General features: G+C 67.2%; 19 protein-coding genes. 6 read left to right on the forward strand and 13 right to left on the reverse strand.

Translation table 11 applies throughout. The features are described 5' to 3' along the window. From ABIC50_RS32480 to ABIC50_RS32490, 3 genes are all read left to right on the forward strand, one after another. A partial coding sequence (locus ABIC50_RS32480; protein ID WP_502913538.1) for a hypothetical protein occupies positions 1-409 on the forward strand: 409 nt, incomplete at its 5' end. A gap of 51 nt (positions 410-460) precedes the next feature. Then, complete coding sequence (cadR, locus tag ABIC50_RS32485) at positions 461-892, forward strand: Cd(II)/Pb(II)-responsive transcriptional regulator (protein WP_354168854.1); 432 nt, start codon at positions 461-463, stop codon at positions 890-892. Positions 893-960: 68 nt separating this feature from the next. Next, positions 961-1,533 carry a PadR family transcriptional regulator gene (locus ABIC50_RS32490; protein ID WP_354168857.1) on the forward strand — a complete coding sequence of 191 codons (573 nt, stop codon included), beginning with the start codon at positions 961-963 and terminating at the stop codon, positions 1,531-1,533. A gap of 26 nt (positions 1,534-1,559) precedes the next feature. On the opposite strand, the gene ABIC50_RS32495 is transcribed toward ABIC50_RS32490, so the two are convergent. The 4 genes from ABIC50_RS32495 to ABIC50_RS32510 all read right to left on the reverse strand — a co-directional run bounded on the left by ABIC50_RS32495 (position 1,560) and on the right by ABIC50_RS32510 (position 5,964). Then, a complete protein-coding gene (locus ABIC50_RS32495; protein WP_354168860.1) occupies positions 1,560-2,990 on the reverse strand; it encodes an FAD-binding oxidoreductase in 1,431 nt (476 codons plus the stop codon). A 13-nt stretch (positions 2,991-3,003) separates the two neighbouring features. Continuing rightward, complete coding sequence (locus ABIC50_RS32500; protein WP_175657298.1) at positions 3,004-3,792, reverse strand: ABC transporter substrate-binding protein; 789 nt, start codon at positions 3,790-3,792, stop codon at positions 3,004-3,006. Between the two features lie 116 nt (positions 3,793-3,908). Continuing rightward, positions 3,909-5,063: a pyridoxal phosphate-dependent aminotransferase gene (locus ABIC50_RS32505; RefSeq protein ID WP_175700211.1), complete on the reverse strand. Its 1,155-nt coding sequence runs from the start codon at positions 5,061-5,063 to the stop codon at positions 3,909-3,911. Positions 5,064-5,295: 232 nt separating this feature from the next. After that, positions 5,296-5,964, reverse strand: coding sequence for a TetR/AcrR family transcriptional regulator (locus ABIC50_RS32510; RefSeq protein WP_354168863.1), 669 nt, complete (start codon positions 5,962-5,964; stop codon positions 5,296-5,298). 119 nt (positions 5,965-6,083) lie between these two features. Here ABIC50_RS32510 and ABIC50_RS32515 point away from each other — a divergent pair, with 119 nt between their 5' ends. Next, positions 6,084-7,736 carry an acyl-CoA dehydrogenase family protein gene (locus tag ABIC50_RS32515; RefSeq protein ID WP_229061223.1) on the forward strand — a complete coding sequence of 551 codons (1,653 nt, stop codon included), beginning with the start codon at positions 6,084-6,086 and terminating at the stop codon, positions 7,734-7,736. Between the two features lie 34 nt (positions 7,737-7,770). Here ABIC50_RS32515 and ABIC50_RS32520 read toward each other — a convergent pair whose 3' ends face one another. Beyond that, positions 7,771-8,622: a LysR substrate-binding domain-containing protein gene (locus ABIC50_RS32520; protein ID WP_105830791.1), complete on the reverse strand. Its 852-nt coding sequence runs from the start codon at positions 8,620-8,622 to the stop codon at positions 7,771-7,773. A 113-nt stretch (positions 8,623-8,735) separates the two neighbouring features. Here ABIC50_RS32520 and ABIC50_RS32525 point away from each other — a divergent pair, with 113 nt between their 5' ends. Beyond that, entirely contained in the window at positions 8,736-9,404 is a 669-nt protein-coding gene (locus tag ABIC50_RS32525; protein ID WP_354168866.1) for an FMN-dependent NADH-azoreductase, read from the forward strand. Between the two features lie 177 nt (positions 9,405-9,581). Here the strand turns inward: ABIC50_RS32525 and ABIC50_RS32530 are convergent, their stop codons facing one another. The 4 genes from ABIC50_RS32530 to hemE form a co-directional block, all read right to left on the reverse strand. Beyond that, positions 9,582-10,721 carry a branched-chain amino acid ABC transporter substrate-binding protein gene (locus ABIC50_RS32530; RefSeq protein ID WP_006751777.1) on the reverse strand — a complete coding sequence of 380 codons (1,140 nt, stop codon included), beginning with the start codon at positions 10,719-10,721 and terminating at the stop codon, positions 9,582-9,584. Positions 10,722-10,805: 84 nt separating this feature from the next. Further along, positions 10,806-14,738: a trifunctional transcriptional regulator/proline dehydrogenase/L-glutamate gamma-semialdehyde dehydrogenase gene (gene putA, locus ABIC50_RS32535; RefSeq protein WP_354168869.1), complete on the reverse strand. Its 3,933-nt coding sequence runs from the start codon at positions 14,736-14,738 to the stop codon at positions 10,806-10,808. 351 nt (positions 14,739-15,089) lie between these two features. Then, entirely contained in the window at positions 15,090-17,351 is a 2,262-nt protein-coding gene (locus ABIC50_RS32540) for a primosomal protein N' (RefSeq protein WP_175665552.1), read from the reverse strand. A 448-nt stretch (positions 17,352-17,799) separates the two neighbouring features. Continuing rightward, positions 17,800-18,894: a uroporphyrinogen decarboxylase gene (hemE, locus tag ABIC50_RS32545; RefSeq protein WP_041491061.1), complete on the reverse strand. Its 1,095-nt coding sequence runs from the start codon at positions 18,892-18,894 to the stop codon at positions 17,800-17,802. A 149-nt stretch (positions 18,895-19,043) separates the two neighbouring features. Between hemE and ABIC50_RS32550 the strand changes: the two genes are divergently transcribed. Then, entirely contained in the window at positions 19,044-19,856 is an 813-nt protein-coding gene (locus tag ABIC50_RS32550; RefSeq protein ID WP_354168872.1) for a transporter substrate-binding domain-containing protein, read from the forward strand. A 716-nt stretch (positions 19,857-20,572) separates the two neighbouring features. Here the strand turns inward: ABIC50_RS32550 and ABIC50_RS32555 are convergent. The 4 genes from ABIC50_RS32555 to atpG form a co-directional block, all read right to left on the reverse strand. Beyond that, on the reverse strand, positions 20,573-22,300 hold the full coding sequence (locus ABIC50_RS32555) for an AMP-binding protein (protein WP_354168875.1): 1,728 nt from the start codon (positions 22,298-22,300) through the stop codon (positions 20,573-20,575). A gap of 256 nt (positions 22,301-22,556) precedes the next feature. Next, complete coding sequence (locus tag ABIC50_RS32560) at positions 22,557-22,982, reverse strand: F0F1 ATP synthase subunit epsilon (RefSeq protein WP_006477288.1); 426 nt, start codon at positions 22,980-22,982, stop codon at positions 22,557-22,559. A gap of 150 nt (positions 22,983-23,132) precedes the next feature. Next, entirely contained in the window at positions 23,133-24,527 is a 1,395-nt protein-coding gene (atpD, locus tag ABIC50_RS32565; RefSeq protein WP_175661328.1) for a F0F1 ATP synthase subunit beta, read from the reverse strand. A gap of 66 nt (positions 24,528-24,593) precedes the next feature. Continuing rightward, complete coding sequence (atpG, locus tag ABIC50_RS32570; RefSeq protein ID WP_006751770.1) at positions 24,594-25,469, reverse strand: F0F1 ATP synthase subunit gamma; 876 nt, start codon at positions 25,467-25,469, stop codon at positions 24,594-24,596. Positions 25,470-25,509 lie beyond the last annotated feature (40 nt).

The following is a 25,509-nucleotide window of genomic DNA, read 5'->3' on the forward strand; positions in this document are numbered from 1 at the left end:
CCGCGTCGCCGTGCGCAGGGTCGGCCTGATCGCCGTGGTCATGCCCCGTGCCGCGCGCAGATCCGTGATCGTGATCATGCTTGTGACCGCATCCACGCGGCTGCGCGCCGCGCGCTGCCGCGTCGCCGTGCGCAGGGTCGGCCTGATCGCCGTGGTCATGCCCCGTGCCGCGCGCAGATCCGTGATCGTGATCATGCTTGTGACCGCATCCATCCGCCTGCGCGCCGCGCGCTGCCGCGTCACCATGCGCGTGCTCGCCGGCCGCCGGCCCCGCATCGGCAACGGTCGCCGCCTGCGTGTCGCGCGCGTCGGCGCTGCAGGTCGCGGCGCCGCCGGCATGACGGTGTCGTGGGTCGTGGGGACGCTGCGCGTCGGTCATGACAACCTCCTCTATGGCTTGACGGTGTAGAGTTAACACCCTGAAGCCACTACAAGGTCAACCCTTGCAACGGAGAAAGCCATGAAGATCGGCGAATTGGCCAAGGCGGCCCGCTGCACGCCCGAAACGATCCGCTTCTACGAGCGGGAGGGGCTGATGCCCGACGCCGAGCGCACCGATGCGAACTACCGCAACTACACCGACGTGCACGTCGAACGGCTGCGCTTCATCCGCAACTGCCGCGCGCTCGACATGGCGCACGACGAAATCCGCACGCTGCTGCAGCTCACCGACACGCCGGCCCACCCGTGCGATTCGGTCAACTCGCTGCTCGACGAGCACATCGGCCACGTCGACGCGCGCCTCGCCGAACTGACGCATCTGCGCGACCAGCTCACCGAATTGCGCCGCCAGTGCGTCGGCGAACATTCGGTGGAGGATTGCGGAATCGTGCATGGTCTGGCGACGATGGAAACCGTCGCGCCGGCCGCGAAGCGCTCGCACCTCGGCTGAAACCCTTGTGGAATATGATTGTCTAGTTAATACTAGTCATATTCTTACTAGGTATAAGATAACTATTCATGACATCGAGCCGCCCGTCTCCGCTCGCGCTCGCGGTCCTCGCGACGCTCACCGAAACGCCGATGCATCCGTACGGGATGCTGCAGCAGCTGAAGGCGCGAGGCTATGACGAAGTCGTCAACGTGCGGCAGCGCACGAGCCTCTACCAGACGATCGACCGTCTGCTGCGCGACGGGCTGATCGCCGTGCACGACACCGAGCGCGATGGCGCGTTTCCCGAGCGCACGCTGTACACGCTGACCGAGACCGGACACACGGCCGGGCAGGCGTGGCTGCATGCGCTGCTCGCGGAGCCTGCGCGCGAGTTTCCGGCGTTCGGCGCCGGCCTTGCATTCCTGCCGCTGCTCGACGCGGAGGACGCACGCCACCAACTCGAGCGCCGCATCGCCGCGCTCGAAGCCGAACGCGAACGTCTCGAGTCGCTGCGCAACGCCGCGCAGAACGACCAGGTGCCGCGCCTGTTCCTGCTGCAGAACGAGCATGCGCTCGTGCTGCTCAACGCGGAGCTCGACTGGGCCCGCAGCGTCGTCGAACACCTGAAGATCGGCGCGCTGCGCTGGGTCGACGTCTGACGCGCATCACCCTCGGCTCGCGCCGCTCAAAGCACCTTGCCGGGATTGAGTAGGCCTGCGGGATCGAGCGCGGCCTTCAGGCGCCGCATCAGGCCGATTTCGGCTTCGCCGCGCGTGTGGCCGAGATAGGCTCGCTTGAGCATGCCGATGCCGTGCTCCGCCGACACCGAGCCGCCCATCTCGCGCACGACCGCATACACGCACCGATCGATCGCGTCGGCATCCGTGTCGCGCATGTCGGCGAGCGATACGCCGATATGCACGTTGCCGTCACCGACGTGGCCGAAGCACAGACACACAATGTCGGGCCAAAGCGCACGCAATGCCGCTTCGCAGCGCTCGGCGAACAGGCCGAGTTCACCGGTCGGCAGGCTCACGTCGAAGTTCATCAGATGCGGCAGCGCATCGATTGCAAGGCCCTCGCGCAAGGTCCACAGGTCACGCGCCTGCCGCTCCGAGGTCGCCAGCGCGGCATCGTCCACCAACCCCATGTCGATCGCATCCGCGAGCGCGGTTTCCAGCGCCTCGCGCGCATCGCCGCGCGGGGCGCTCGTCGCGCACTCGATCAGCACCGCGAAGCTGCCGTCGCCCGCGAACGGCGCGACGACGCCGGGCGTATGACGCGCGACATAGTCGTAGAAAGCCGGCCACATCGCTTCGAAACTGACGATCTCCGGTAGTGCGCGCATGCGGTTCCACAACGCGACGACGGCGTCATAGCCATGCACCCGGCAGAGTGCGGTGGCCGGTGCGGCGAGCTTGGGATGCAGCCGCAGCACCGCACGCGTGACGACGCCGAGCGTGCCTTCGCTGCCGATGAACAGCTGCTTCAGGTCGTAGCCCGCGTTGTTCTTCAGCATCCGGTTCATCGACGACACCACGGTGCCGTCGGCCAGCACGGCCTCGAGCCCGAGCACCTGCTCGCGCATCATGCCGTAGCGGATCGCGCGCGTGCCGCCCGCGTTGGTCGCGAGCATGCCGCCGATCTGGCACGAACCGCGCGCGCCGAGATCCACACCGAACGTGAAACCCGCCGCGTCCGCCGCTTCCTGCACCGTCTGCAGCGGCGTCCCGGCGCGCACCGTCATCGTCCCTGCCGCCGTGTCGATCGCTTCGACGCCGGCGAAACGTTCCAGCGACAGCACGACCTCGCCGCCCAGCGCGACCGCGCCGCGCGCAAGCCCCGTGAGGCCGCCCTGCGGCACGACCGGCTGCCCGAGCCGCGTGCACAGCGCAAGCGTGCGCGACACGTCGTCGACGCTGCGCGGCCGCACCAGCGCGCGCGTCCGCACGCCGGCCGGCTCGTTGTACGCGGTGAAGTAGTGCGGATCGATGTCGGCCGCCCGCGTGACGAGTGCGTCGCCCAAGCCGGCGACGAGCGCCGCCTCCAGCGCGTCGTCCGCCAGCGGTGCCGCGCCGTGACCGTCTTTCGCGGCAGCCGTATTCTGGCTCTGCATCACGCGCGCCCGCTTACTTGGTGGAAATGTCGATGTCGCCGAAGTACTTCTGGCCGAGCGACTTCACCGTGCCGTCCGCCTTCAGCTTGTCGATCGCCGCATCGAGCTTCGCCTTCAGCGCGTCGTCGCCCTTGCGCAGGCCGAACGCGATCCCGCTGCCGAGAATCTTGTCGTCGCGCACCGGCTGACCGACGAACGCGAAGCCCTTGCCATCCGGACGCGACAGGAAGCCGCGCTGGCCGGCCGGCGCGAGCACCAGCGTCGCGTCGACGCGACCCGCCACGAGATCCGCATACGCCTGGTTCTGGTCCTGGTACGCGACGATCGACACGCCGGCCGGCTCCCAGTGCGCCTTCGCATAGGTTTCCTGGATCGACGCCTGCAGCACGCCGACGCGCTTGCCCTTCAGCGCTTCCGGCGTCGGCAGCAGGCCGCTGCCGGTGCGCGCGATCAGTTGCGTCGGCACGCGATAGATGATCGTCGTGAAGTCGATCGCCTGGCGCCGCTGTTCGGTCGCATTCATCGCCGAGTTGATCGCGTCGAACTTGCGGCCTTTCAGCGCGGGAATCAATCCGTCGAACGACGTCTCGACCCATTTGCACGACAGCTTCGCGCTCTGGCAGACGGCGTTGCCGACGTCGATGTCGAAGCCCTGCAGGTCGCCGTTCGGCGCCTTCGATTCGAACGGCGGGTATTGCGCCTCCAGGCCGAAACGCAGGGTCTGGCCGTCGGCGAACGCCGCACCGGCGCCGAGCGCGCATGCGAGTGCGAACGCGAGTTTCAGGGTGTGTCCGTGCTTCATCGTGAATCTCCTGACTTGTCGACCGGCGCCGCGCTTCGGCGCGTGCTCCGGTCCCATCCGTGGCCTTCGGTGCGACGTACATGTCGCCTGCTTGGGTGCGGGCTCGCGCCCGCGATTTACAGCGACCGCAACCGCCGCGCGCCTTCGATCAGCGTCGCGTCGTCCTTCGAGAAACTGAGGCGAATCACGCCCGCGTCGGTGCCGTCGGCATAGAACGCCGACAGCGGAATCGTCGCGACGCGCGCATCGCGGATCAGGCGCAGCACGAAGTCGCTGTCGCGCTCGTCCGAGAAGTGCCGGAACCGCGCGAGCATGAAGAATGAGCCTTCGCTCGGCAGCAGCTCGAAGCGCGAATCGGCCAGCTCGCGCGCGAGCAGGTCGCGCTTGGCCTGGTAGAACGCCGACAGGCCGAGATAGCTTTCGGGCCGCGCGAGGATTTCCGCGAACGCGACCTGCATCGGCGTATCGGCCGAGAACACCATGAACTGGTGCACCTTGCGGATCTCGCCCATCAGCTCGGCCGGCGCGAGGCAATGGCCGACCCGCCAGCCCGTCACGTGGAACGACTTGCCGAACGACGACACGATCACGCTGCGCTCGGCCAGCTCGCGATGACGCGCGACGCTCTGGTGCTGCGCGCCGTCGAACACGACGTGCTCGTAGACTTCGTCGGACAACACCACGATGTCGGTATCGCGCGTGAGCTGCGCGAGCCGTTCGAGATCGTCGGCGGAAAACACCGTCGCGGTCGGGTTGTGCGGCGTGTTGACGATGATCATCCGCGTGCGCGGCGTGATCGCCGCGGCCACTTCGTCCCAGTTCACGCGGAAATGCCCGGACGACAGCTTGATCGCGACCGGCGTCGCGCCCTGCATCCGCACGATCGGCGCATAGCTGTCGAACGACGGCTCGAAATAGATCACCTCGTCGCCCGGATGCACGAGCGCGCTGATCGCCGCGTAGAGCCCTTCGCTCGCGCTCGCGATCACCGTGATCTCGGTGCCCGGGTCGTAGCGCGCGCCGTACAGCGCCTCGGTCTTCTCCGCGAGCCGCTCGCGCAGCGACGCGAGGCCGGCCATCGGCGCGTACTGGTTGTGGCCGTCGCGCATCGCGCGCGCGACGCCCTCGACGAGCGCCGGATCGGGCGCGAAATTCGGCGCGCCCTGCGACAGGTTCAGCGCATCGTGCTGCGCGGCGAGTTGGCCGATCACCGTGAAGATCGTCGTCCCGACGTCCGGCAGTTTCGAACGGGGCGTGGTGGCGCTTCGCATGACTCCTCCTTCTGATGTCCTTTCGGGCTGGCCCGCGCAACGCAACGCGCGCGGCCCGGCTCATGCGGGATGATTTAGCCCGAGCCAATAAGCGTGGACAACCGAAAGTTCGTCATGGAGGCCATGCATTTTTCTCATGGCCCGGCAGCAGAAAGGCGCGATGCCACCGTGGTGCCGCCGACAATGCATGCGAATCAGGCATTACCCCTAGGCGGTGCGGCCGCAGCGCGCATCACTCGCCTGCTGCCGCCAGATAGGCGCGCAGCACGGCCTGAAGCTCGGCGCGCAACGCGATGAAATCGAGTGAGGGCCCGAGCGTGAGCAGCGCCTGCGACACGCCGCCGTAGCAGATCGTATGCGCCATCCGTGCGATCCCGTCGAGCCGCGCGGCCGGCGGCGGATCGGCGGCCTGCGCGAACGCGTCGCGCCACAGCGCGACATACGCGTCGTAATGCCGGCGGTACGCGGCGAGCGGCGACACCTGCCGCTCCAGCGCGAAGAAAGCGCCCCACAGTGCGGCGTCGGCGCCGATCGCATCGACCTGCACATCCACCAGCGCGGCCGCGAGTTCGACGCGCGGCGCGCCGCGCAAGCCGTGCGCCGCGTCGCGCAGCCGGTCGGCCAGCGCCTGCACGCGCCGGTGGATGCACAGCGCGGCGAGGCTCTGCTTGTCGCCGAAGTATTCGTAGAAGGTGCCGATGCTCACGCCCGCGACGGCCGCGATCTCGCGGATCGTCGCCTTCGCGTAGCCGTGCTCGAGCAAAAGCTGAACGAAGGCCTGCTGGAGCGCGTCGGACGTGGCCTGCGCGCGCGACTGGCGCGGCCGGCGGCGCAACGCGGGCGCGGGTTGCGCCGCCGGCTGGCCGGGCGGCGCCGGAACCTGAACATGTCGCGGCGGCATATTTGCTACTCTGAAATTCAGTGGATACACGTATGACCGGAAGCCGGCGCTGGCGCGCAAACGCCAGCGCTGCGGCACCCGAGCGGCAGACCGCGAAGCACGAGACCGGAGACAGCCCGATGACCGAATCGAACCATGCCGTCACGAACCAGTTCGACGAACTGGTCGACTATAACCTCTTCGCCACCGACATCGCGCTGCGCGACGCGCTGGCCCGCGCGGGCGCCGACTGGGCCGTGCCGCAGCTCGACGCATACGGCGCGCGCCTTGGCAGCGCCGACACCGCACAGCTCGCCGACGAAGCGAACCGCCACACGCCGGAGCTGAACGCGTTCGACCGGCGCGGCCGGCGCATCGACCGCGTCGACTTCCATCCGGCCTGGCACACGCTGCTCGGCCTGTACCGCAACGAAGGCTTCGTGTCACTGCCGTTCCGCGATACGCGCCCCGGCCGCTGGGCCGCGAGCGCGGCCGGCTTCTACCTGCACGGCCAGATCGAAGCCGGCACGCTGTGCCCGGCGACGATGACGCAGGCCGCGATTCCGGTGCTGCAGAAGGAGCCCGCACTGTGGAACCTGCTGCGCGACAAGCTGTACAGCGACGACTACGATCCGCGCGACGTGCCGGTCGCCGACAAGCGCTCGATCTGGTTCGGCATGGGGATGACGGAGAAACAGGGCGGCTCCGACGTGCGCGCGAACACGACGCTCGCGACCGCGGTCGGCGCGGGCGGGCGCGGCGGCGAATACCGGCTGCGCGGCCACAAGTGGTTCTTCTCCGCGCCGATGTGCGACGCGCACCTGGTCGTCGCGCGTACCGAGGCCGGCGGCCCGTCGTGCTTCTACGTGCCGCGCTGGCGGCCGGACGGCACGAAGAACGCGGTCGAAATCCAGCGGCTGAAGAACAAGGTCGGCAACCGCAGCAACTCGAGCAGCGAGATCGAGCTGAATGATGCGTGGGGCATCATGCTCGGCGACGAAGGCCGCGGCATTCCGACCATCATCGAGATGGCCACCTACACGCGGCTGAGCTGCGTGCTCGGCAGCGCGGCGATGCTGCGCCAGGGCGTCGTGCAGGCGATCGCGTACACGCGCCAGCGCCATGCGTTCGGCCGCGCGCTCGCCGAGCAGCCGCTGATGCGCACCGTGCTCGCCGATCTCGCGCTCGAAAGCGAGGCCGCGCTCGCGCTCGCGATGCGGCTCGCCGACGCGTTCGAGCGCGACGACTCGCCGCGCGAACGCGCGTGGAAACGGATCGTCACGCCCGCCGCGAAATTCTGGGTCTGCAAGCGCGCGGTTGAGCTGACCGGCGAGGTGATGGAAGTGTTCGGCGGCAACGGCTACGTCGACGACGGCCCGATCGCGCGGCTGTTCCGCGAAGCGCCGGTCAACTCGATCTGGGAAGGCTCCGGCAACGTGATGTGCCTCGACGTGCTGCGCGCGGTGTCGCGCGAACCCGACGCGGCCGCGGCGTTGCTCGCCGAACTGGCCGACCTCGGCGCCGGCGAACCGCGCATCCGCGCGGCGCTCGATGCGCTGCGCGCAATGCTCGCGGCGCCGGCCGACACGCTCGAGGCGTCGGCCCGCCTGTTCGCGCAGCGGCTCGCGCTGGTCGCGCAGGCGTGCCTGCTGCGGCGTGACGCGCCCGCGGCCGTCGCCGACGCGTTCATCGCGACGCGGCTCGCCGCGCCCGACTGGGGCCGCATTGCAGGCGGCTTCGATCCGCATGCGCTCGACGTCGCTGCGTTGCTGCAACGGGCCTATCCGGCTTGATGGCCTCCCGCCCCGGTCGCCGCGATGATCGTCGTCATCCTTTGTGCGCGAATGCCAGCACGATCGCGTTGCCCAGTTCATCGACGACCCGGGCCGACGCGCCCGGCGCCGCGAACATCGTGAACTCTACATCGGGCAGCGCCGGCAGGCCGGCATCCGGCGGGATCGCACGCAAGCCGTGCGCAAGTTGCGTGTGCACGATCGGCGTGACCGCAAAGCCCGCGTGCGCGGCGGCGCACAGGCCGGCGCTGCTCGGGGATACGAGCACGATCCGGTAATCCACGCGCGTGCGGGCCAGTGCTGCCAGCGCGGCCTCGCGATACGGGCACGGTTCCGGCAGCAGCGCAATCGGCACCGGTGCGCCAGGCGTGAGCGACGCCCAATCCGCACCGGCCCACACGAGCGGCTCGCGCCAGAGCACGCGTCCGGTGGGCCCGTCGTGGCAGCGTCCACCCATCACCACATCCAGTTCACCGTGATCCAGCGCCTGGAGCAGTTCGCCCGGGATGCCGACCCTGATGCTGAATGCGATGCGCGGGTACCGCACGGCAAACGCCTGCATCACATGCATCAGCCTGACATTGGCGAGGTCTTCCGACAGACCCACGCGGATCGTGCCAGCGCTCGGTTCGCGCATCAGCTGCGCCCGCGCGTCCTGATTGAGCGCGAGGATGGCGCGCGCGTAACCGAGCAGCAGTTCGCCGTCCACTGTGAGCGTGACCGAGCGGGTGGTGCGCACGAGCAGGTCACGGCCGATCTGTTTTTCCAGGCGCCGCAGATGCGCGCTGACCGCGGACTGCGTCAGATTCAGACGGGCCGCGGCATGCGTGAACCCGCCTTCCTGGACGACGGCCACGAAGGAGCGCAGCAAAACGGTATCGAACATGAGATGCCCCGCCATTTAGTGCGAATCCTACTGATTAGCGCGATGATACTTCGTTTATATTTTGAATCGAACTATGTTCTGATGAGGGCCGTCAACCCGTCAGGAGTGGTTCCATGTCGACCTTGCTGCATATCGAATCTTCCCCGCGCAAGTCGCGGTCCGCATCGCTCGACGTCGCGCACGCGTATCTCGACGCCTGGCGCGACGCGCATCCGGAGCATCGGGTCGACGTGCTCGACCTGTGGGCGACGCACTTGCCCGAACTCGACGGCGATGCGCTCGATGCCAAATACGCGGACTTGAGCGGCACGCCGCTCAGCGAAGGTCAGCAGCAAGCGTGGGCAGGTTTTCGGCAGCTGGCGCAGCGGATGCACGACGCGGATACGCTGTTGTTCTCCGTGCCGCTGTGGAATTTTTCCATCCCCTACAAGCTCAAGCATTTCATCGATGCCGTGTCCCACCGCGGCATCCTGTTCTCATATGACGAGCGCGGGTTGGCGGGATTGCTGAACGGCAAGAAAGCCGTCGTGATCTATGCGAGAGGCCTCGACTATTCAAGGCAATCGAGCACGCCCGCCGAGTCGTTCGACTTTCAGCGGCCGTTTCTTGAAGCGTGGCTGCGCTTCATCGGTATCACGGACATCGAATCGATCGTCGTCGAGAAAACGCTGTTTGGACCTGAAATCGATCACGCGGGCAGAGAGGCTGCGCGCGAACGGGCCGTGACGCTGGCACACGCGGCTTCGTCATCATCGGTAGCGTCGGCTTCGGTTGACGGCTGAACTGGCCAATCGCTGGAGATCGCCGAGCAGCGTGCGGTCGTCGGCGATCGAAAATCATTGCAGAAGAAAAAACGCCCGCCACAAGCGCATCGCGCTTGCAGCGGGCGTTCGACGCTGGCCGCCGACGCCGCGAAACTCCCGTTTCACGGCGCCGCGAACCACGTCATACCATCGTGCTTACTTGCCGCCGATGCTCTTCAGCGGCTTCCACTCGCCCTTCTCGACCTTGTACATCGTGATGCCGCCGTTCTTCAGGTCGCCCTTCGCGTCGTACGCGACGTGGGTCGACGTGACGCCGGCCATGTCGGTCTTCGCGAGCACCGGCAGGTACTTCGCCGGATCGGTCGAATCGGCCTTCTTCATCGCGTTCAGCATCGCCATCGCGCCGTCGTATGCGTACGGCGAGTAGGTCTGCACGTCTTCGCCGAAGCGCTTCTTGTACTTCTCGGCGTACGACTTGCCGCCCGGCATTTCGTCGAGCGGGAGGCCGGCCAGCGATGCGATCGTGCCTTCGGCCGCGTTGCCCGCGATCTTCAGGAACGTCGGCGTCTTCACCATTTCGCCGCTCATCAGCGGTGCGGCCATGCCAAGCGCCTTCATCTGCTTGACCATCGGCGCTGCCTGCGAATCCGCGCCGCCGTAGTAGACGAGATCCGGCTTCGCCGCCTTCAGCTTGGTCAGGATCGCCTTGAAGTCGACGGCCTTGTCGTTCGTGAACTCACGGTCGACGATCGTCGCGCCGCCAGCCTTCGCGGCCTTCTCGAACTGGTCGGCGAGACCCTGGCCGTAGGCCGTGCGGTCGTCGACGATCGCGATCTTCTTCATGCCGAGATCCTTCGACGCGAACGTGCCCGCCACCGAGCCCTGCTGCGTGTCGGACGTCATCATGCGGAAGGTCGTCTTGTAACCCTGCTGCGTGTATTCCGGCGCCGTCGCCATCGCGATTTCCGGAATGCCGGCGTTCGCGTAGATGCGCGAGGCCGGGATCGTCGTGCCCGAGTTGAAGTGGCCGAGCATGCCCTTGATGCCGTCGTCGACGAGCTTCTGCGCAACCGTCGTGCCGGTGCGCGGGTCAGCCTGGTCGTCCTGCGTCTCGAGCATGAACTTCACCGGCTTGCCGCCGATCTTCGGGTTCGTCGCGTTGAAGTCTTCCAGCGCGAGCGCGATCCCGTTCTGCATATCCTTGCCGTAGTGAGCCTGGGCGCCCGTCATCGGCCCTGCGTAACCGATCTTCACGTCGTCCGCATGGGCCGTCCCCGCCAGCGACATGACAGCGACGAACGTCGCGCCTGCCACCTTTTTCATCGTGTGTTGCATAGCATCTCCTTGGTACCAGGGTAAATGGAGCGGCTTCGGGATCGCCTTGCCGCTTCCTTTGTTTGATCCGAACGGCAAGGATGGTCAGCCGATCGTCATCAAATTCGCATTGCCGCCCGCCGCGGCCGTGTTCACGCTGACCGAGCGCTCGGTCAGCAGTCGCTCGAGCGCGTAGTCTTCCGCGTCGCCGTTCTCGAACGCGCCCGCCGACACGCCCTGCACCGACACGATCGGGCCCGGCCGCTGCGCGACGTCCTTCACGAGCGTCTGCAGTTCGTCGCTGTCGCCTTCGAACAGCACCGCGTCGAACGGCGCGTCGGGCTGCTTGCGCACGGCCGCATGCGCCTTCAGCGCAGCCGGCAGCGCCGCGACCAGCGCCTCGCCCGCCGCACCGGCGAACAACGCGCGGTTGCCCGTCGCCAGCACCGCCGCGAACTGCGCACGCGCACCGCTCGGCGTCGCCGCGACGCACAGCACCGTGCCGCGCGGGCCGAGTGTATACGTGTTTCGCTCGCCCGTCGGGCCGGTCAGCACCGCGGTCGCGCCGGCCGGCACCTGCGCCAGATAGCCGTCGCAGCGCGCGGCCAGCGCCGGTTCGCGCTGCTCGATCAGCCAGTCGCGCAGCGCGGTAAGCGCCGCCGCCGGGTTGCCGCGCGAGTCGCCTTCGACCGCGCCGTCCGCGATCAGCATCTGCGCGAGCGAACGCGGCAGGCCCGACGGACGCGTCGCGAGCAGGCGCTGCAGATACAGCGCGCCGCCGGCCTTCGGGCCCGTGCCCGACAGCCCTTCGCCGCCGAACGGCTGCACGCCGACCACCGCGCCGATCACGTTGCGGTTCACGTAGATGTTGCCGACGTGCGCGTTCGAGATCACGTGCGCGATCGTCTCGTCGATGCGCGTGTGGATGCCGAGCGTCAGCCCGTAACCCGTCGCGCGGATCTGCTCGAGCAGCTTGTCGAGCTGATTGCGGCGGTAGCGCACGACGTGCAGCACGGGGCCGAACACCTCACGCTTGAGCTCGTCGATGCTGCCGATCTCGATCAGCGTCGGCGGCACGAAGGTGCCGTGCGCGCAGGCTTCCGGCGCCGGCAGCTGCGTGATCGTGTGACCCTTGTCCGTCATCGTCGCGACGTGCGTGTCGATCGTCTGCTTCGCTTCGGCATCGATCACCGGGCCGACGTCGGTCGACAGACGGTCCGGGTTGCCGAGCGCCAGCTCGTGCATCGCGCCCTTGAGCATCGTCAGCGTGCGGTCCGCGACATCGTCCTGCAGACACAGAACGCGCAGCGCCGAACACCGTTGACCGGCCGAGTCGAACGACGACTGCAGCACGTCCGCGACCACCTGTTCCGCGAGCGCCGACGAGTCGACGATCATCGCGTTCTGGCCGCCCGTTTCCGCGATCAGCGGAATCGGCTTGCCGTCCGGGTCGAGGCGCGCGGACAGCGTCTTGTTGATCAGGCGCGCGACTTCGGTCGAGCCGGTGAACATCACCGCGCGCGTGCGCGGATCGGCGACCAGCGCCGCACCGACGGTCTCGCCGGTGCCCGGCAGCAACTGCACCGCGCCGGCCGGCACGCCGGCCTCGCGCAGCAGGCGCACGGCTTGTGCCGCGATCAGCGGCGTCTGTTCGGCCGGCTTCGCGAGCACCGTGTTGCCGGCTGCCAGTGCAGCGGCCACCTGGCCCATGAAGATCGCGAGCGGGAAGTTCCACGGGCTGATGCAGACCACGGGGCCGAGCGGACGATGCGTGTCGTTCGAGAATTCGTCGCGGATCTGCGCCGCGTAGTAGCGCAGGAAGTCGACGGCTTCGCGGATTTCGGCGATCGCGTTCGGCAGCGACTTGCCGGCCTCGCGCACGATCAGGCCCATCAGCGTGTGCATCTGCGCTTCGAGCAGGTCGGCCGCGCGCACCAGGCAGTCGGCGCGCGCATCGACCGGCGTCGCCTGCCAGATCGGCGCGGCAGCCACCGCATGCGCGAGCGCCGCGCTCACGTGTTCGGCCGTCGCTTCGCTGACCGTGCCGACCACGTCGCGCAGGTCGGCCGGGTTGCGCACGTCGCGCGCCGGTGCGTCGGCGAGCGCGTCGTCGGCGAGCATCGGCGCCGCGCGCCACGGATGATGCGCGCTCGCGAGCAGCGCGGACGACAGCGACGCGAGACGGTGTTCGTTCGACAGGTCGAGGCCCATCGAATTGGGACGCTCGTCGCCGTACAGGTGGCGCGGCAGCGGGATCTTCGCGTGCGGCGCGCCGAGCGGCACGACCTTCGACGCCTCGTCGACCGGATCGGCGACCAGTTCCTTCACCGAAACGGTCTTGTCGGCGATGCGGTTCACGAACGACGTGTTCGCGCCATTCTCCAGCAGGCGGCGCACCAGGTACGCGAGCAGCGTTTCATGCGTGCCGACCGGCGCGTACACGCGGCACGGACGGTTCAGCTTGTCGCGGCCCGTGACTTCCTCGTACAGCGGCTCGCCCATCCCGTGCAGGCACTGGAATTCGTACTGGCCCGGGTAGTAGTTGTGGCCGGCCAGGTGATAGATCGCGGCCAGCGTGTACGCGTTGTGCGTCGCGAACTGCGGGTAGACGGCGTCGGGCGCCGCGAGCAGCTTCTTCGCGCACGCGAGGTACGACACGTCCGTGTAGATCTTGCGCGTGTAGACCGGATAGCCTTCGAGGCCGTCGACCTGCGCGCGCTTGATTTCGCTGTCCCAGTACGCGCCCTTGACCAGGCGGATCATCAGGCGGTGACGGCTGCGGCGCGCGAGATCGATCAGGTAGTCGATCACGAACGGGCAGCGCTTCTGGTAGCCCTGCACGACGAAGCCGATGCCGTTCCAGCCCGCGAGCTCCGGATCGAAGCACAGCGCCTCGAGCAGGTCGAGCGACAGTTCGAGACGGTCGGCTTCTTCCGCGTCGATGTTCAGGCCGATGTCGTAGCGGCGCGCGAGCAGCGCCAGCGCGCGCACGCGCGGCAGCAGCTCGCTCATCGTGCGGTCCTGCTGCGAGCGCGCGTAGCGCGCGTGCAGCGCCGACAGCTTGATCGAGATGCCCGGGCCTTCGTAGATGCCGCGGCCGCCGGCCGCCTTGCCGATCGCGTGGATCGCCTGCTCGTACGACGCGTAGTAGCGCAGCGCGTCCTCTTCGGTCGTCGCCGCTTCGCCGAGCATGTCGTACGAGTAGCGGAAGCCGCGCGCTTCGTACTTGCGGCTGTTCGCGAGCGCCTCGGAAATCGTCTCGCCGGTGACGAACTGCTCGCCCATCAGGCGCATCGCCATGTCGACGCCCTTGCGGATCAGCGGCTCGCCGCCGCGGCCGATCAGGCGCGTGAGCGCCGACGACAGGCCCGCTTCGCTGTTGGTCGTCACGAGCTTGCCGGTGATCATCAGTCCCCAGGTCGCCGCGTTCACGAACAGCGACGGCGCGTGGCCGACGTGCGAGCGCCAGTCGCCCTTGCTGATCTTGTCGCGGATCAGCGCGTCGCGCGTCGCGCGGTCGGGGATGCGCAGCAGCGCTTCGGCGAGACACATCAGCGCGACGCCTTCCTGGCTCGACAGCGAGAACTCGTGGATCAGCCCTTCGACGCCGCCGCCGGAGTTCTTCTCGCGCAGCGCCTCGACGAGCGTCGTCGCGAGCGCCTGCGCGTCCGCTTGCAGGTTGGCCGGCAGGCGCGCCTGGCCCAGCAGGAACGGCACGCATTCCGGCTCGGGGCGGCGATACGCGGCCGTGATCGCCGCGCGCAGCACCGATTGCGGCTGCACGTTCTGCGCGAACTCGAGGAACGGATGCGGCGAGTTGTCGTCGTCGCTGTCCGTCGACTGACCGTCGGCGAGCTCCGTCACGCCGCTGTGGCCCGACAGCTCGGGCGGCAACTGGCCGTGCTCGATCCGCTCGAGATACGCGAAGATCGCCTGCTTGATCAGCCAGTGGGGAGTGCGCTCGAGACGCGCGGCCGCGTCTTTCAGGCGCGAGCGGAGAAGGTCGTCGACTTTGACGCCGAGAGTCGTGCTTGCCATGGTGGGTTCGTGCGCCGGTGCGGGCCCGGCAATGTGGTGTGAGAGGATGCGCGAAATCCTACGGCACGCAATAAAAAGGTGCAACCGAATTGCGAGATTGGTTGCACCCACAAGTTAGCCAATATAATCAGCCACTTAGATCGTTGCAACCTAGGGGTTGCCCGTGGTCGGCGGATCGGTGTTTTCCCTGATCGGGCCGCTTTGAGGCGCGTGGGCAACCCCCGGGATGAAGGGTGGAGAGGAAAAACGGTTGCACTGGGCGGCCGGGCGGGCGCCGCAAGCGGGTGTGGAAAGGGCCTCGACGGCCGGCCCGCGTGATCAGATGGTGGCGCGCGGCCCGCGCCGCTCGGATCAGATATCGAGCGGATCGACCTCGAGGTTCCACCGATGTACGCCCTTCAGCGCGCGCAGCTCGGGGAGCCAGGCCCGCAGCGCATGCTGCAGCGCCGCCCGCGACGCGCTTTCGAGCAGCAGCTGCGCGCGGTGGACGTTCGCGACTTTCACGATCGTCATCGGCACCGCGTCGTATACGGTCACCCGATCGGCGCCCGGCAGCCCCGGCAGCGCGGCGGCGGCCTGCAGCAGGAACGCGAGCGCCGCGTCGAGCGTGCGTCCTTCGGCGCGCAGCAGCGCCTGGTAGACGAACGGCGGCAGGTGCGCGTCGCGGCGCTCGCCGAGCGTCGAATTCGCAAAACCGACGTAATCCTGCCGGCCGAGCGCGTGATACAGCGCGTGACGCGGATAGCGCGTCTGCACGAGCACCTCGCCGGGCAGCCCGGCGCGCCCCGCGCGGCCGCTCACCTGCATCAGCTGCGCGAACAGCCGCTCGCTCGCGCGGAAGTCGTGCGAGAACAGCGCGGTGTCCGCATTGAGCACGCCGACGAGCGACACGCGCTGGAAGTCGTGCCCCTTCGCGATCATCTGCGTGCCGACCAGGATGTCGACTTCACCGGCGTGCACGTCCGAGAACAACGCCTGCGCGCTGCCCTTGCGTCGTGTGCTGTCCGCGTCGATCCGCAGGATCCGCGCGCCCGTCACGGCCTCCGCGAGCGCCTCCTCGATGCGCTGCGTGCCGCGCCCGAGCGGCGCGATGTCGACGTTCCCGCATTCCGGGCACGAGCGCGGAATACGCGCTTCCCAGCCGCAGTGATGGCAGCGCAGCGCATGCTCGGGCTTGTGCAGCACGACGTAGGCGCTGCAGCGCGGGCAACCGGCGACCCAGCCGCACGCGTCGCACGCGAGCTGGGGCGCGTAACCGCGCCGGTTCAGGAACACGAGGCTCTGTTCGCCGCGCTCGAGCCGCGCCTTCAGCGCCGCGACGAGCGGCCCCGACAGCCCGCCCAGCGACGCGCGCCCGCGCCGCCGCTCCTCTTCGAGATCGATCAGCCGCACGGTGGGCAGCGTCGCGTCGGCCACCGCGCGGCGCGACAGCGTGAGCCGCGTGTAGCGCCCCTGCTCGGCCTGCCACCAGCTTTCGAGCGACGGCGTCGCCGAGCCGAGCACGACCGGAATGCCGAGATGCTTCGCGCGCCACACCGCGAGATCGCGCGCCGAATAGCGCAACCCTTCCTGCTGCTTGTACGCGGGCTCGTGTTCCTCGTCGACGACGATCAGCGCGAGCGTCGGCAGCGACGCGAGCACCGCGAGCCGGGTGCCGAGCACGATCCGCGCGCGGCCCGTGTGCGCGGCGAGCCAGTTGCGCGCACGCTCGCCCTCGGCGAGCCCGCTGTGCAGCGTGACGATCGCGTCGTCCGCGAGCGTGCCCGCGAAGCGCGCGCGAAACGCGGCCTCGAACTGCGGCGTCAGGTTGATTTCGGGCACGAGCACGAGCGCCTGCGCGTCGGGCCGCGCGTCGAGCAGCGCGGCAAGCGCATGCAGATAGACCTCGGTCTTGCCGCTGCCCGTCACGCCATGCAGCAGGAACGGCGCGAAACCCTGCGCGGCGCGGATCGCGTCGAGCGCCTCGGCCTGCTGGTCGGTGAGCGCCGGCGGCACAGCTCGTCCACTGGTTGTCGACAGGTTATCCACAGCTTTGGGCACAGGCGCATCGGCCCAGCCGATCTCCTCGATCGCGACCCAGCCGCGCGCCGCCCAGTCGTCGAGCGTGGCGGCCGCCTTCGGGTGCAACGCGCGCACGTCGGGCAATGTCAGCGAATCGGTGTCGGCGAGTGCCTGCGCGAGCCGCCGCAACGCGGCCCCGCGCGCGGGCAGTGCGTCGGGAAGCGCGGCGCGGCCGGCTTCGCTCAGCCGGTAGCGTACTTCCGGCGCCAGCAGCCGCCCCCAGCGCTGCGCATCGCGCAACGCCTGCGGCAACGCGGGCAGCGCGACTTCGCCGCGGCCACGCTGGTAGTAATCGGCCGCGAACGACACGAGCGCGAGCCAGTCCGGCGCCAGCGGCGGCAGTTCGGTACAGATTGCGTCGATCGCGCGCAACCGGGACGGCGGCACGTCGGTGTGAGTCGTCACTTCGCAGACGAGCCCGACGACCTGCCGCTTGCCGAACGGCACCTGGACGAGCGTGCCGGGCTCGGGCGCTGGCTGGACGTCGCAGCGGTAGTCGAACAGGGTGGCGAGTGGGTGGTCGAGCGCGACGCGCAGGTAGGTATCGGCCATCAGCGCGCTCCGTCGGCGGTTCGCGGCGCGCGAACGGCCGGCGCCCACGTTCGCGTCAAGGTGGCGAACTTAAAGTAAAACTTCAGATTCGGCGCTAAGTTTTGGATTCGCATTAGGAATCGCCGTATACCCTGAACTGCCTGTGGATAACTTTGTTGAGAACTCGCCGTTCAACAGCCGCAAAGCGCGCGGGGCCGTGCTTTCCGCCGATTTGGCCCGCCCGCTGCCGCATCCCGCGAAGCCTTATTCCATAAGGCTGCTATTCAAATTCCCAAACCATAGCGAGACAATTCGACCGATACAGGGCTCTACCGCGCTGCAACGTGGAAAATGTGCATAAGTCAAGTCTTGACAAGCGATGAATCGGCAACCGGTGCGGGCTTGCGCCCTGTTTAGTGCCGGCCGCGCAACGCCGTCACGCCGCGGTGCAGCATGACGGCGCTGGCGCTCAGACCGCCGCTCCGCTAAGGATCTTGCGGCTGTGGCTATGCACTTCGTCGACGAGTTCGGCGACGTGATCCGGCGACGTGAACTGCGAAATGCCGTGGCCGAGGTTGAACACGTGGCCCGGATGATTGCCGTAGCTGTCGAGTACCGCGCGCGCCTGCTCGCGCACCGCGGCCGGCGGTGCAAACAGGATCGTCGGGTCGAGGTTGCCCTGCAGCGCGACGCGCCCCGCGACGCGCTCGCGCGCGGCGCCGAGGTTCACCGTCCAGTCGAGCCCGACCGCGTCGACGCCGGTCGCCGCGATTTCCTCGAGCCACAGGCCGCCGCCCTTCGTGAACGTGATCACCGGCACGCGCTCGCCGTCGTGCTCGCGCTTGAGCTGGCCGACCACGCGGCGGATGTAGTCGAGCGAGAAGCGCTGGTACGCGCCGTCCGCCAGCGCGCCGCCCCACGTATCGAAGATCATCACGGCCTGCGCGCCGGCTTCGATCTGCGCGTTCAGGTACGCGGCCACGGCCTGCGCGTTCACGTCGAGGATCCGGTGCATCAGGTCGGGGCGCGAATACGCCATCGACTTCACCGTGCGGAAATCGTCCGATCCGCCGCCTTCGACCATGTAGCACGCGAGCGTCCACGGGCTGCCCGAGAAGCCGATCAGCGGCACGCGCTGGCGGCCTTGGCCGTCGGTCAGCGCGCGGCGGATCTCGCGCACGGCGCCCGTCACGTAGCCGAGCGTCGCTTCGATGTCCGGCACCGCGAGCTTCGCGACGTCGGCCTCGGTGCGCACCGGATGCGCGAACTTCGGCCCTTCGCCGACCTGGAAGTCGAGGCCGAGACCCATCGCGTCGGGAATCGTCAGGATGTCCGAGAACAGGATCGCGGCGTCGAGCGGGAAGCGCTCGAGCGGCTGCAGCGTCACTTCGGTCGCGTAGTCGGGATTCTTCGCGAGGCCGAGGAAGCTGCCGGCGCGTGCGCGCGTCGCGTTGTATTCGGGCAGGTAGCGGCCCGCCTGGCGCATCAGCCAGATCGGCGTGTAGTCGGTCGGCTCGCGCAGAAGCGCACGCAGGAAGGTGTCGTTGAGCAGGTTATGGGCCACGGTAGGAGCGACGATGCGAAGGCAAAGCGGCATTTTACCGGAGCGGGGCCGTGCCGCTGCGTATGCCGATGCGATGGCGGCCATATGACGCGCGCGAGGGCTCCGTTATGATCGGACGCTGATATCAACCCGAACGAAGGAGGAGACCGATGAAGACATTCGCCCCGCTGGCCGCGCTTGCCGCCGCCACCCTGCTTTGCTGCGCCGCCGCGCACGCTCAGACCGCCGCAGCCGCGTCCCCGGTCGCCGGCGCCAACGCCGGCTCGCGACTCGACGACATGCTCGCCCGCGGCACGCTGCGCGTGTGCACGACAGGCGACTACAAGCCGTATTCGTACTACCGCACGGACGGCCGCTTCGAGGGCATCGACATCGACATGGCCGAATCGCTCGCGAAATCGCTCGGCGTGAAGGCCCAGTTCGTGAAGACGAGCTGGTCGAACCTCACCAACGACTTCGTCGCGAAGTGCGATATCGCGGTGGGCGGCGTATCGACCACGCTCGAGCGCCAGAAGCGCGTGTTCTTCACGCAGCCATACGTGGTCGACGGCAAGACGGCGATCGCGCGCTGCGCGGATGCAGACAAGTACCAGACCGTCGCGCAGATCGACCGGCCCGAGACCCGCGTGATCGTGAACCCGGGCGGCACCAACGAGCGCTTCGCGAAGCAGTTCTTCACGCACGCGAACCTCACCGTCTATCCGGACAACGTGACGATCTTCAAGCAGATCCTCGCGGGTAAGGCGGACGTGATGGTGACGGACGCGTCCGAGACGATGCTGCAGCAAAAGCTGAATCCGGGCCTCTGCTCGGTGCATCCGGACAAGCCGTTCCAGTTCGGCGAAAAGGCGTACATGGTGCCCCGCGGCGACGTCGCGTTCCAGCAGTACGTCGACCAGTGGCTGCACCTCGCGCTGTCGAGCGGCGAGTACCAGTCGATCTCCGACAAGTGGCTGAAATAAGCGCGATCGCGCACGGCAACGGCCGCCGATAACGCGCACCGACCCCGCGTCCCTCTCATCGAATGCGAAGCGCCGTTACATCTCGGCGCGGGACGCGGCGGTCGCAAAATCGTGAAACTGGCCGAATGGCCGACTATCGCGGCCGCCGATCACGTTTCAAAATCTTTCCGACGAATGAATCGTCATACACGGTAGCTGTCATGCGATGCACGTTCGGTCGTGTAAATCGGCAATTCGCTGATGCCGATACGCATGAAAAACGCATTGCGCGCACACGATGAAAACTCTGCGGAAAGGATAAGTAAATATGACCATTTTCAGGATCCCGAAAACAGCAAAAAATCCCGGAAAGCCTTATCTGGCGGGCGTTACAACCTGAAACACTTTGTTACCGCGAGGGGTCATTAATTCGCCCACAATGGGCCTCAACGGTTTCAACACGGATGCGGTCTCGTGTGCCAAGTGTGAGCGGACGCGAAGCGCTGCGAGCCAGTCGGTCACGTACCGAAGCCCTTCCGAGGGGCATCCCTGTTGGAGTCGTTTCCGGCCCCCGCCGGACACGGTTTCATCTTTGGTCTCCTCGCGCTAACCCCGTAGCGTGTGGTTTTTAGCGGGCTAATAAGCCCGCTTTTTTTCGTCCATCGAAAACGCAGCGGCCCGCATCGGGCGGCCCGAAGGCCGCCGCGCTTGTTCCCGCATCCGGGCCGCCCGTCGTTTCAAGCGGTCTTCTGCACGTCGAGCTTCAACTCTTCGATCATCCGTTCGCGCATCACGAACTTCTGCACCTTGCCCGTCACCGTCATCGGCAGCTCGTCGACGAAGCGGATGTAGCGCGGAATCTTGTAGTGCGCGATCTGGCCATTGCAGAACGCGCGCACGTCGTCCTCCGACATCTGCTCGTCCGCACGCAGCACAATCCATGCGCACAGCTCCTCGCCGTACTTCGCATCCGGCACGCCGAACACCTGCGCGCTCTGAATCTTCGGATGCCTGAACAGGAATTCCTCGATCTCGCGCGGATACACGTTCTCGCCGCCGCGGATCACCATGTCCTTCAGCCGGCCCACGATGTTGCAGTAGCCATCCGCATCGAGCGTCGCGAGGTCGCCCGTGTGCATCCAGCCGTCGACCAGCACCTCGCGCGTCTTCGCGTCGTCGTCCCAGTAGCCGAGCATCACCGAATAGCCCTTCGTGCACAGCTCGCCCGTCGCGCCGACCGGCACGATGCGCCCTTCCGGATCGACGATCTTCACTTCCAGATGCGGCTGAATGCGGCCGACCGTCGTCGTGCGCTTCTCGAGCGGATCGTCGGTCGAGCTCTGGAACGACACGGGGCTCGTCTCCGTCATCCCGTACGCGATCGTGATCTCGGACAGATGCATCTGCGACACGACGCGCTTCATCGTCTCGATCGGGCACGGCGAGCCGGCCATGATCCCGGTGCGCAGCGTCGACAGGTCGAATTTCGCGAATTCCGGATGATCGAGTTCCGCGATGAACATCGTCGGCACGCCGTGCAGCGCGGTGCAGCGTTCGTCGGCGACGGCCGCGAGCGTCGCGACCGGGTCGAACGCCTCGCCGGGGAACACCATCGCCGCGCCCGTCGATACGCACGCGAGCACGGCCAGCACCATCCCAAAGCAGTGATACAGCGGCACCGGGATGCACAGCGCGTCCTGCTCGCTGAACCGCATCGTCATCGCGATGAAGCGCGCGTTGTTGACGACGTTGCGGTGCGTGAGCGTCGCGCCCTTCGGGCTGCCGGTCGTGCCGCTCGTGAACTGGATGTTGATCGGATCGGTAGCCGCGAGCGTCGCGCCGATCGCATCGAGCCGCGCGACGTCGAGCGTGTCGCGGCCGCGCGCCATCACGTCCGCGAAGCGGAACATGCCGGCCGGCGCGACCTCGCCCATCGACACGACCGTGCGCAGGCTCGGCACGCGCGCCGCCCGCAGGTCGCCCGGCGTCGCGCTCGCGAGCTCCGGCGCGATGGTCTGCAGCATCTCGACGTAGGCCGACGTCTTGAAGCGCTCGGCCGCGATCACGGCCTTGCAGCCGACCTTGTTCAGCGCGTACTCGAGTTCCGCGAGCCGGTAGGCCGGATTGATGTTGACGAGGACCGCGCCGATGCGCGCGGTCGCGAATTGCGTGAGCAGCCATTCGCTGCGGTTCGGCGACCAGATGCCGACGCAATCGCCCTTCACGATCCCCAGCGCAGTCAGGCCGGCCGCGAGCACGTTGACCTCGTGCACGAACGCGCGCCAGGTCCAGCGCACCTGCTGTTCGCGGAACACGACGGCCGGACGATCGGGAAAGCGGCCGGCCGTGTCGAGCAGGAACCGGCTGATCGTCGCTTCGGATAGCGGCACGTCGGTCGCGCCGCGCACGTACGACAGTCCGTTTTCGGGCGCGATCAGCGCCCCCACGTCAAGGTCTGCTGCCATCGATGTCTCCGTCCGTTTTTGTCCGATCGGCCCGGCACGCGGCTCACGCGCGCCTGCTCCGCCGCGATCGCGGCGGACCGCCTCTGCACGCATGATGCCGCGCGCCGCTGACGACACTCTGACATCAAATCACGGCGGACGGACGAAATAGCACGACCGGACGATACGATCCGGCCCGCAAAAAACAGACGAAAACGACGGACGAAAAAAAAGCAGCCCGAAGGCTGCTTCCTTTCGCGGGATACGCGCGCGCGGCTTAGTGCCGGCTGCGAATCTTCGCGAGGCGCTGGATCGCCTCGAGCTGCGCCATCGCGGTCGCGAGCTCGGATTGCGCCTTTGCGAGGTCGAGGTCCGACTTCGCGTTCTGCAGCGTTTCCTCGGCACGCTTGCGCGCTTCCTCGGCTTTCGCCGCATCGAGGTCCTTGCCGCGGATCGCGGTGTCGGCGAGCACCGTCACGGCGCCCGGCTGCACTTCGAGAATGCCGCCCGCGACGAACACGAATTCGTCGTTGCCGCCCTCGACTTCGATGCGCACCGCACCCGGACGAATCCGCGTGATCAGCGGCGTGTGACCCGGCAGAATGCCCAGCTCACCCGTTTCGCCCGGCAGCGCGACGAATTTCGCCTCGCCCGAGAAGATCTGCTCTTCCGCGCTGACGACGTCTACTTTGATGGTTGCCATATGAACTCCTGTCGATCGGAGTGAGCGCTTCAGCGCTTACTCCGATCCCATGCCGTGGTTGGCCTGAATTAGCGCTTTAGCGCTTACTCGGGCCCCATGGCGGTCGGCAGAAGTGAGCGCTTCAGCGCTCCCTTCCATCCCACATGACCCTTACTGGATCTTCTTGGCCTTTTCGAAGGCTTCGTCGATCGTGCCGACCATGTAGAACGCCTGTTCCGGCAGGTGGTCGCACTCGCCGTCGACGATCATCTTGAAGCCACGGATCGTTTCCTTCAGCGGCACGTACTTGCCCGGCGAACCCGTGAACACTTCAGCGACGTGGAACGGCTGCGACAGGAAACGCTGGATCTTACGCGCACGTGCGACCGACAGCTTGTCTTCCGGCGACAGTTCGTCCATGCCCAGAATCGCGATGATGTCGCGCAGTTCCTTGTAGCGCTGCAGCGTCTGCTGAACGCGACGGGTGATCGAGTAGTGCTCTTCACCGATCACGTTCGGGTCGATCTGGCGCGACGTCGAGTCGAGCGGGTCGACCGCCGGGTAGATACCCAGCGAAGCGATGTCACGCGACAGAACGACGGTTGCGTCCAGGTGGCCGAAGGTCGTGGCCGGCGACGGGTCGGTCAAGTCATCCGCAGGGACGTACACGGCCTGAACCGACGTAATCGAGCCCTTCTTGGTCGACGTGATGCGTTCCTGCAGCTTGCCCATTTCTTCAGCCAGCGTCGGCTGATAGCCCACTGCCGACGGCATACGGCCGAGCAGTGCCGACACTTCGGTACCGGCCAGCGTGAAACGGTAGATGTTGTCGACGAAGAACAGCACGTCGAGGCCTTCGTCACGGAAGTGCTCGGCCATCGTCAGGCCGGTCAGCGCGACGCGCAGACGGTTGCCCGGCGGCTCGTTCATCTGGCCGTACACCAGCGCGACCTTGTCGAGAACGTTCGAGTCCTTCATTTCGTGGTAGAAGTCGTTCCCTTCACGGGTACGCTCGCCCACGCCCGCGAACACGGAGTAACCGCCGTGTTCCTTAGCGATGTTGTTGATGAGCTCCATCATGTTGACGGTCTTGCCCACGCCAGCACCGCCGAACAGGCCAACCTTGCCGCCCTTCGCGAACGGGCAGATCAGGTCGATGACCTTGATACCCGTTTCGAGCAGTTCGGTCGACGGCGACAGTTCGTCGAACGCCGGAGCCTTCTGGTGGATCGAACGCGTCACTTCGCTTTCGATCGGGCCAGCTTCGTCGATCGGACGGCCAAGCACGTCCATGATTCGGCCGAGGGTCGGCTTGCCGACCGGCACCGAAATCGGTTTTGCCGTGTTCTTCACGGTCAGGCCGCGGCGCAGGCCGTCGGATGCACCCAGACAAATGGTACGGACCACGCCGTCACCCAGCTGCTGCTGGACTTCGAGCGTCAGTTCCGAGCCATCGAGAATGAGCGCGTCGTAGATCTTCGGCATGCTTTCGCGCGGGAATTCCACGTCGATAACGGCGCCGATGCACTGTACGATCTTGCCTTCTACCAAAGCAGCAGTACTCATCGCTTTTCCTTTAAATACCTGATTCTTTACTCGCGCAAAGGCGCAGTTGTCGTCCCGGGCGCGCGCTTAAACAGCGGCTGCGCCGCCGACGATCTCCGACAGTTCTTTCGTAATCGCGGCCTGGCGGCTCTTGTTGTATACGAGCTGCAGTTCGCTGATCACCGTCTTCGCGTTGTCGGACGCGGCCTTCATCGCGACCATCCGCGCCGATTGCTCGGACGCCATGTTCTCCGCGACAGCCTGGTAAACCAGCGCCTCGACGTAACGCACGAGCAGTTCGTCGACGACTGCCTGCGCGTCCGGCTCGTAGATGTAATCCCACGACGTGGCCGGCGTACCGTCATCGGCCTCGAAGTGCTCCGACGACAGCGGCAGCAACTGCTCGATCACGGCTTCCTGCTTCATCGTGTTGACGAAGCGCGTGTAAGCGATATAAACCGCCGACAGCTTGCCTTCCGAGTACAGGTCGAGCTGCGTCTTCACGGCGCCGATCAGCTTGTCCAGATGCGGGGTGTCGCCGAGGTGCACGACCTGCGACATCACCTTCGCGCCGAAGCGGTTCAGGAACCCGAGGCCCTTGCTACCGATCGCGGTGGCTTCGACCTTCTGGCCCTTCTCTTCCAGCTCCTTGAACTTCTGCACCGTCGCACGCAGCACGTTGGTGTTCAGACCACCGCACAGACCCTTGTCCGTCGTGACAAGGATGATGCCGGCCGTCGTCGCGCCGTCGTTCGCCACCATGAACGGGTGGCGGTACTCCGGGTTCGCACGGCTCATGTGCGCGGCGATGGCTCGGACCTTGTCCGCGTACGGACGAGCGGCGCGCATGCGTTCCTGCGCGCGGCGCATCTTCGATGCGGCCACCATCTCCATCGCCTTCGTGATCTTGCGCGTGTTTTGCACGCTCTTGATCTTGCCGCGAATTTCCTTCATTCCAGCCATAGCTTGCTCCTTGACCGAAGCGGCGCGGGCGCATCAGCAC

The organism is Burkholderia sp. 567 (genome assembly GCF_040545115.1).
Lineage (GTDB): Bacteria > Pseudomonadota > Gammaproteobacteria > Burkholderiales > Burkholderiaceae > Burkholderia > Burkholderia ambifaria.

Bases quoted from the DNA above. Each gene is read 5' to 3' on its own strand.
- ABIC50_RS32520 (WP_105830791.1), bottom strand. From the start codon at position 8,622: ATGTTCGATACCGTTTTGCTGCGCTCCTTCGTGGCCGTCGTCCAGGAA.
- ABIC50_RS32540 (WP_175665552.1), bottom strand. From the start codon at position 17,351: ATGGCCGATACCTACCTGCGCGTCGCGCTCGACCACCCACTCGCCACC.
- ABIC50_RS32555 (WP_354168875.1), bottom strand. From the start codon at position 22,300: ATGGCAGCAGACCTTGACGTGGGGGCGCTGATCGCGCCCGAAAACGGA.
- ABIC50_RS32560 (WP_006477288.1), bottom strand. From the start codon at position 22,982: ATGGCAACCATCAAAGTAGACGTCGTCAGCGCGGAAGAGCAGATCTTC.
- ABIC50_RS32510 (WP_354168863.1), bottom strand. From the start codon at position 5,964: ATGCCGCCGCGACATGTTCAGGTTCCGGCGCCGCCCGGCCAGCCGGCG.
- ABIC50_RS32525 (WP_354168866.1), top strand. From the start codon at position 8,736: ATGTCGACCTTGCTGCATATCGAATCTTCCCCGCGCAAGTCGCGGTCC.
- ABIC50_RS32490 (WP_354168857.1), top strand. From the start codon at position 961: ATGACATCGAGCCGCCCGTCTCCGCTCGCGCTCGCGGTCCTCGCGACG.
- ABIC50_RS32515 (WP_229061223.1), top strand. From the start codon at position 6,084: ATGACCGAATCGAACCATGCCGTCACGAACCAGTTCGACGAACTGGTC.
- ABIC50_RS32505 (WP_175700211.1), bottom strand. From the start codon at position 5,063: ATGCGAAGCGCCACCACGCCCCGTTCGAAACTGCCGGACGTCGGGACG.
- ABIC50_RS32495 (WP_354168860.1), bottom strand. From the start codon at position 2,990: ATGCAGAGCCAGAATACGGCTGCCGCGAAAGACGGTCACGGCGCGGCA.
- ABIC50_RS32530 (WP_006751777.1), bottom strand. From the start codon at position 10,721: ATGCAACACACGATGAAAAAGGTGGCAGGCGCGACGTTCGTCGCTGTC.
- ABIC50_RS32500 (WP_175657298.1), bottom strand. From the start codon at position 3,792: ATGAAGCACGGACACACCCTGAAACTCGCGTTCGCACTCGCATGCGCG.
- putA (WP_354168869.1), bottom strand. From the start codon at position 14,738: ATGGCAAGCACGACTCTCGGCGTCAAAGTCGACGACCTTCTCCGCTCG.
- atpD (WP_175661328.1), bottom strand. From the start codon at position 24,527: ATGAGTACTGCTGCTTTGGTAGAAGGCAAGATCGTACAGTGCATCGGC.
- atpG (WP_006751770.1), bottom strand. From the start codon at position 25,469: ATGGCTGGAATGAAGGAAATTCGCGGCAAGATCAAGAGCGTGCAAAAC.
- ABIC50_RS32550 (WP_354168872.1), top strand. From the start codon at position 19,044: ATGAAGACATTCGCCCCGCTGGCCGCGCTTGCCGCCGCCACCCTGCTT.
- cadR (WP_354168854.1), top strand. From the start codon at position 461: ATGAAGATCGGCGAATTGGCCAAGGCGGCCCGCTGCACGCCCGAAACG.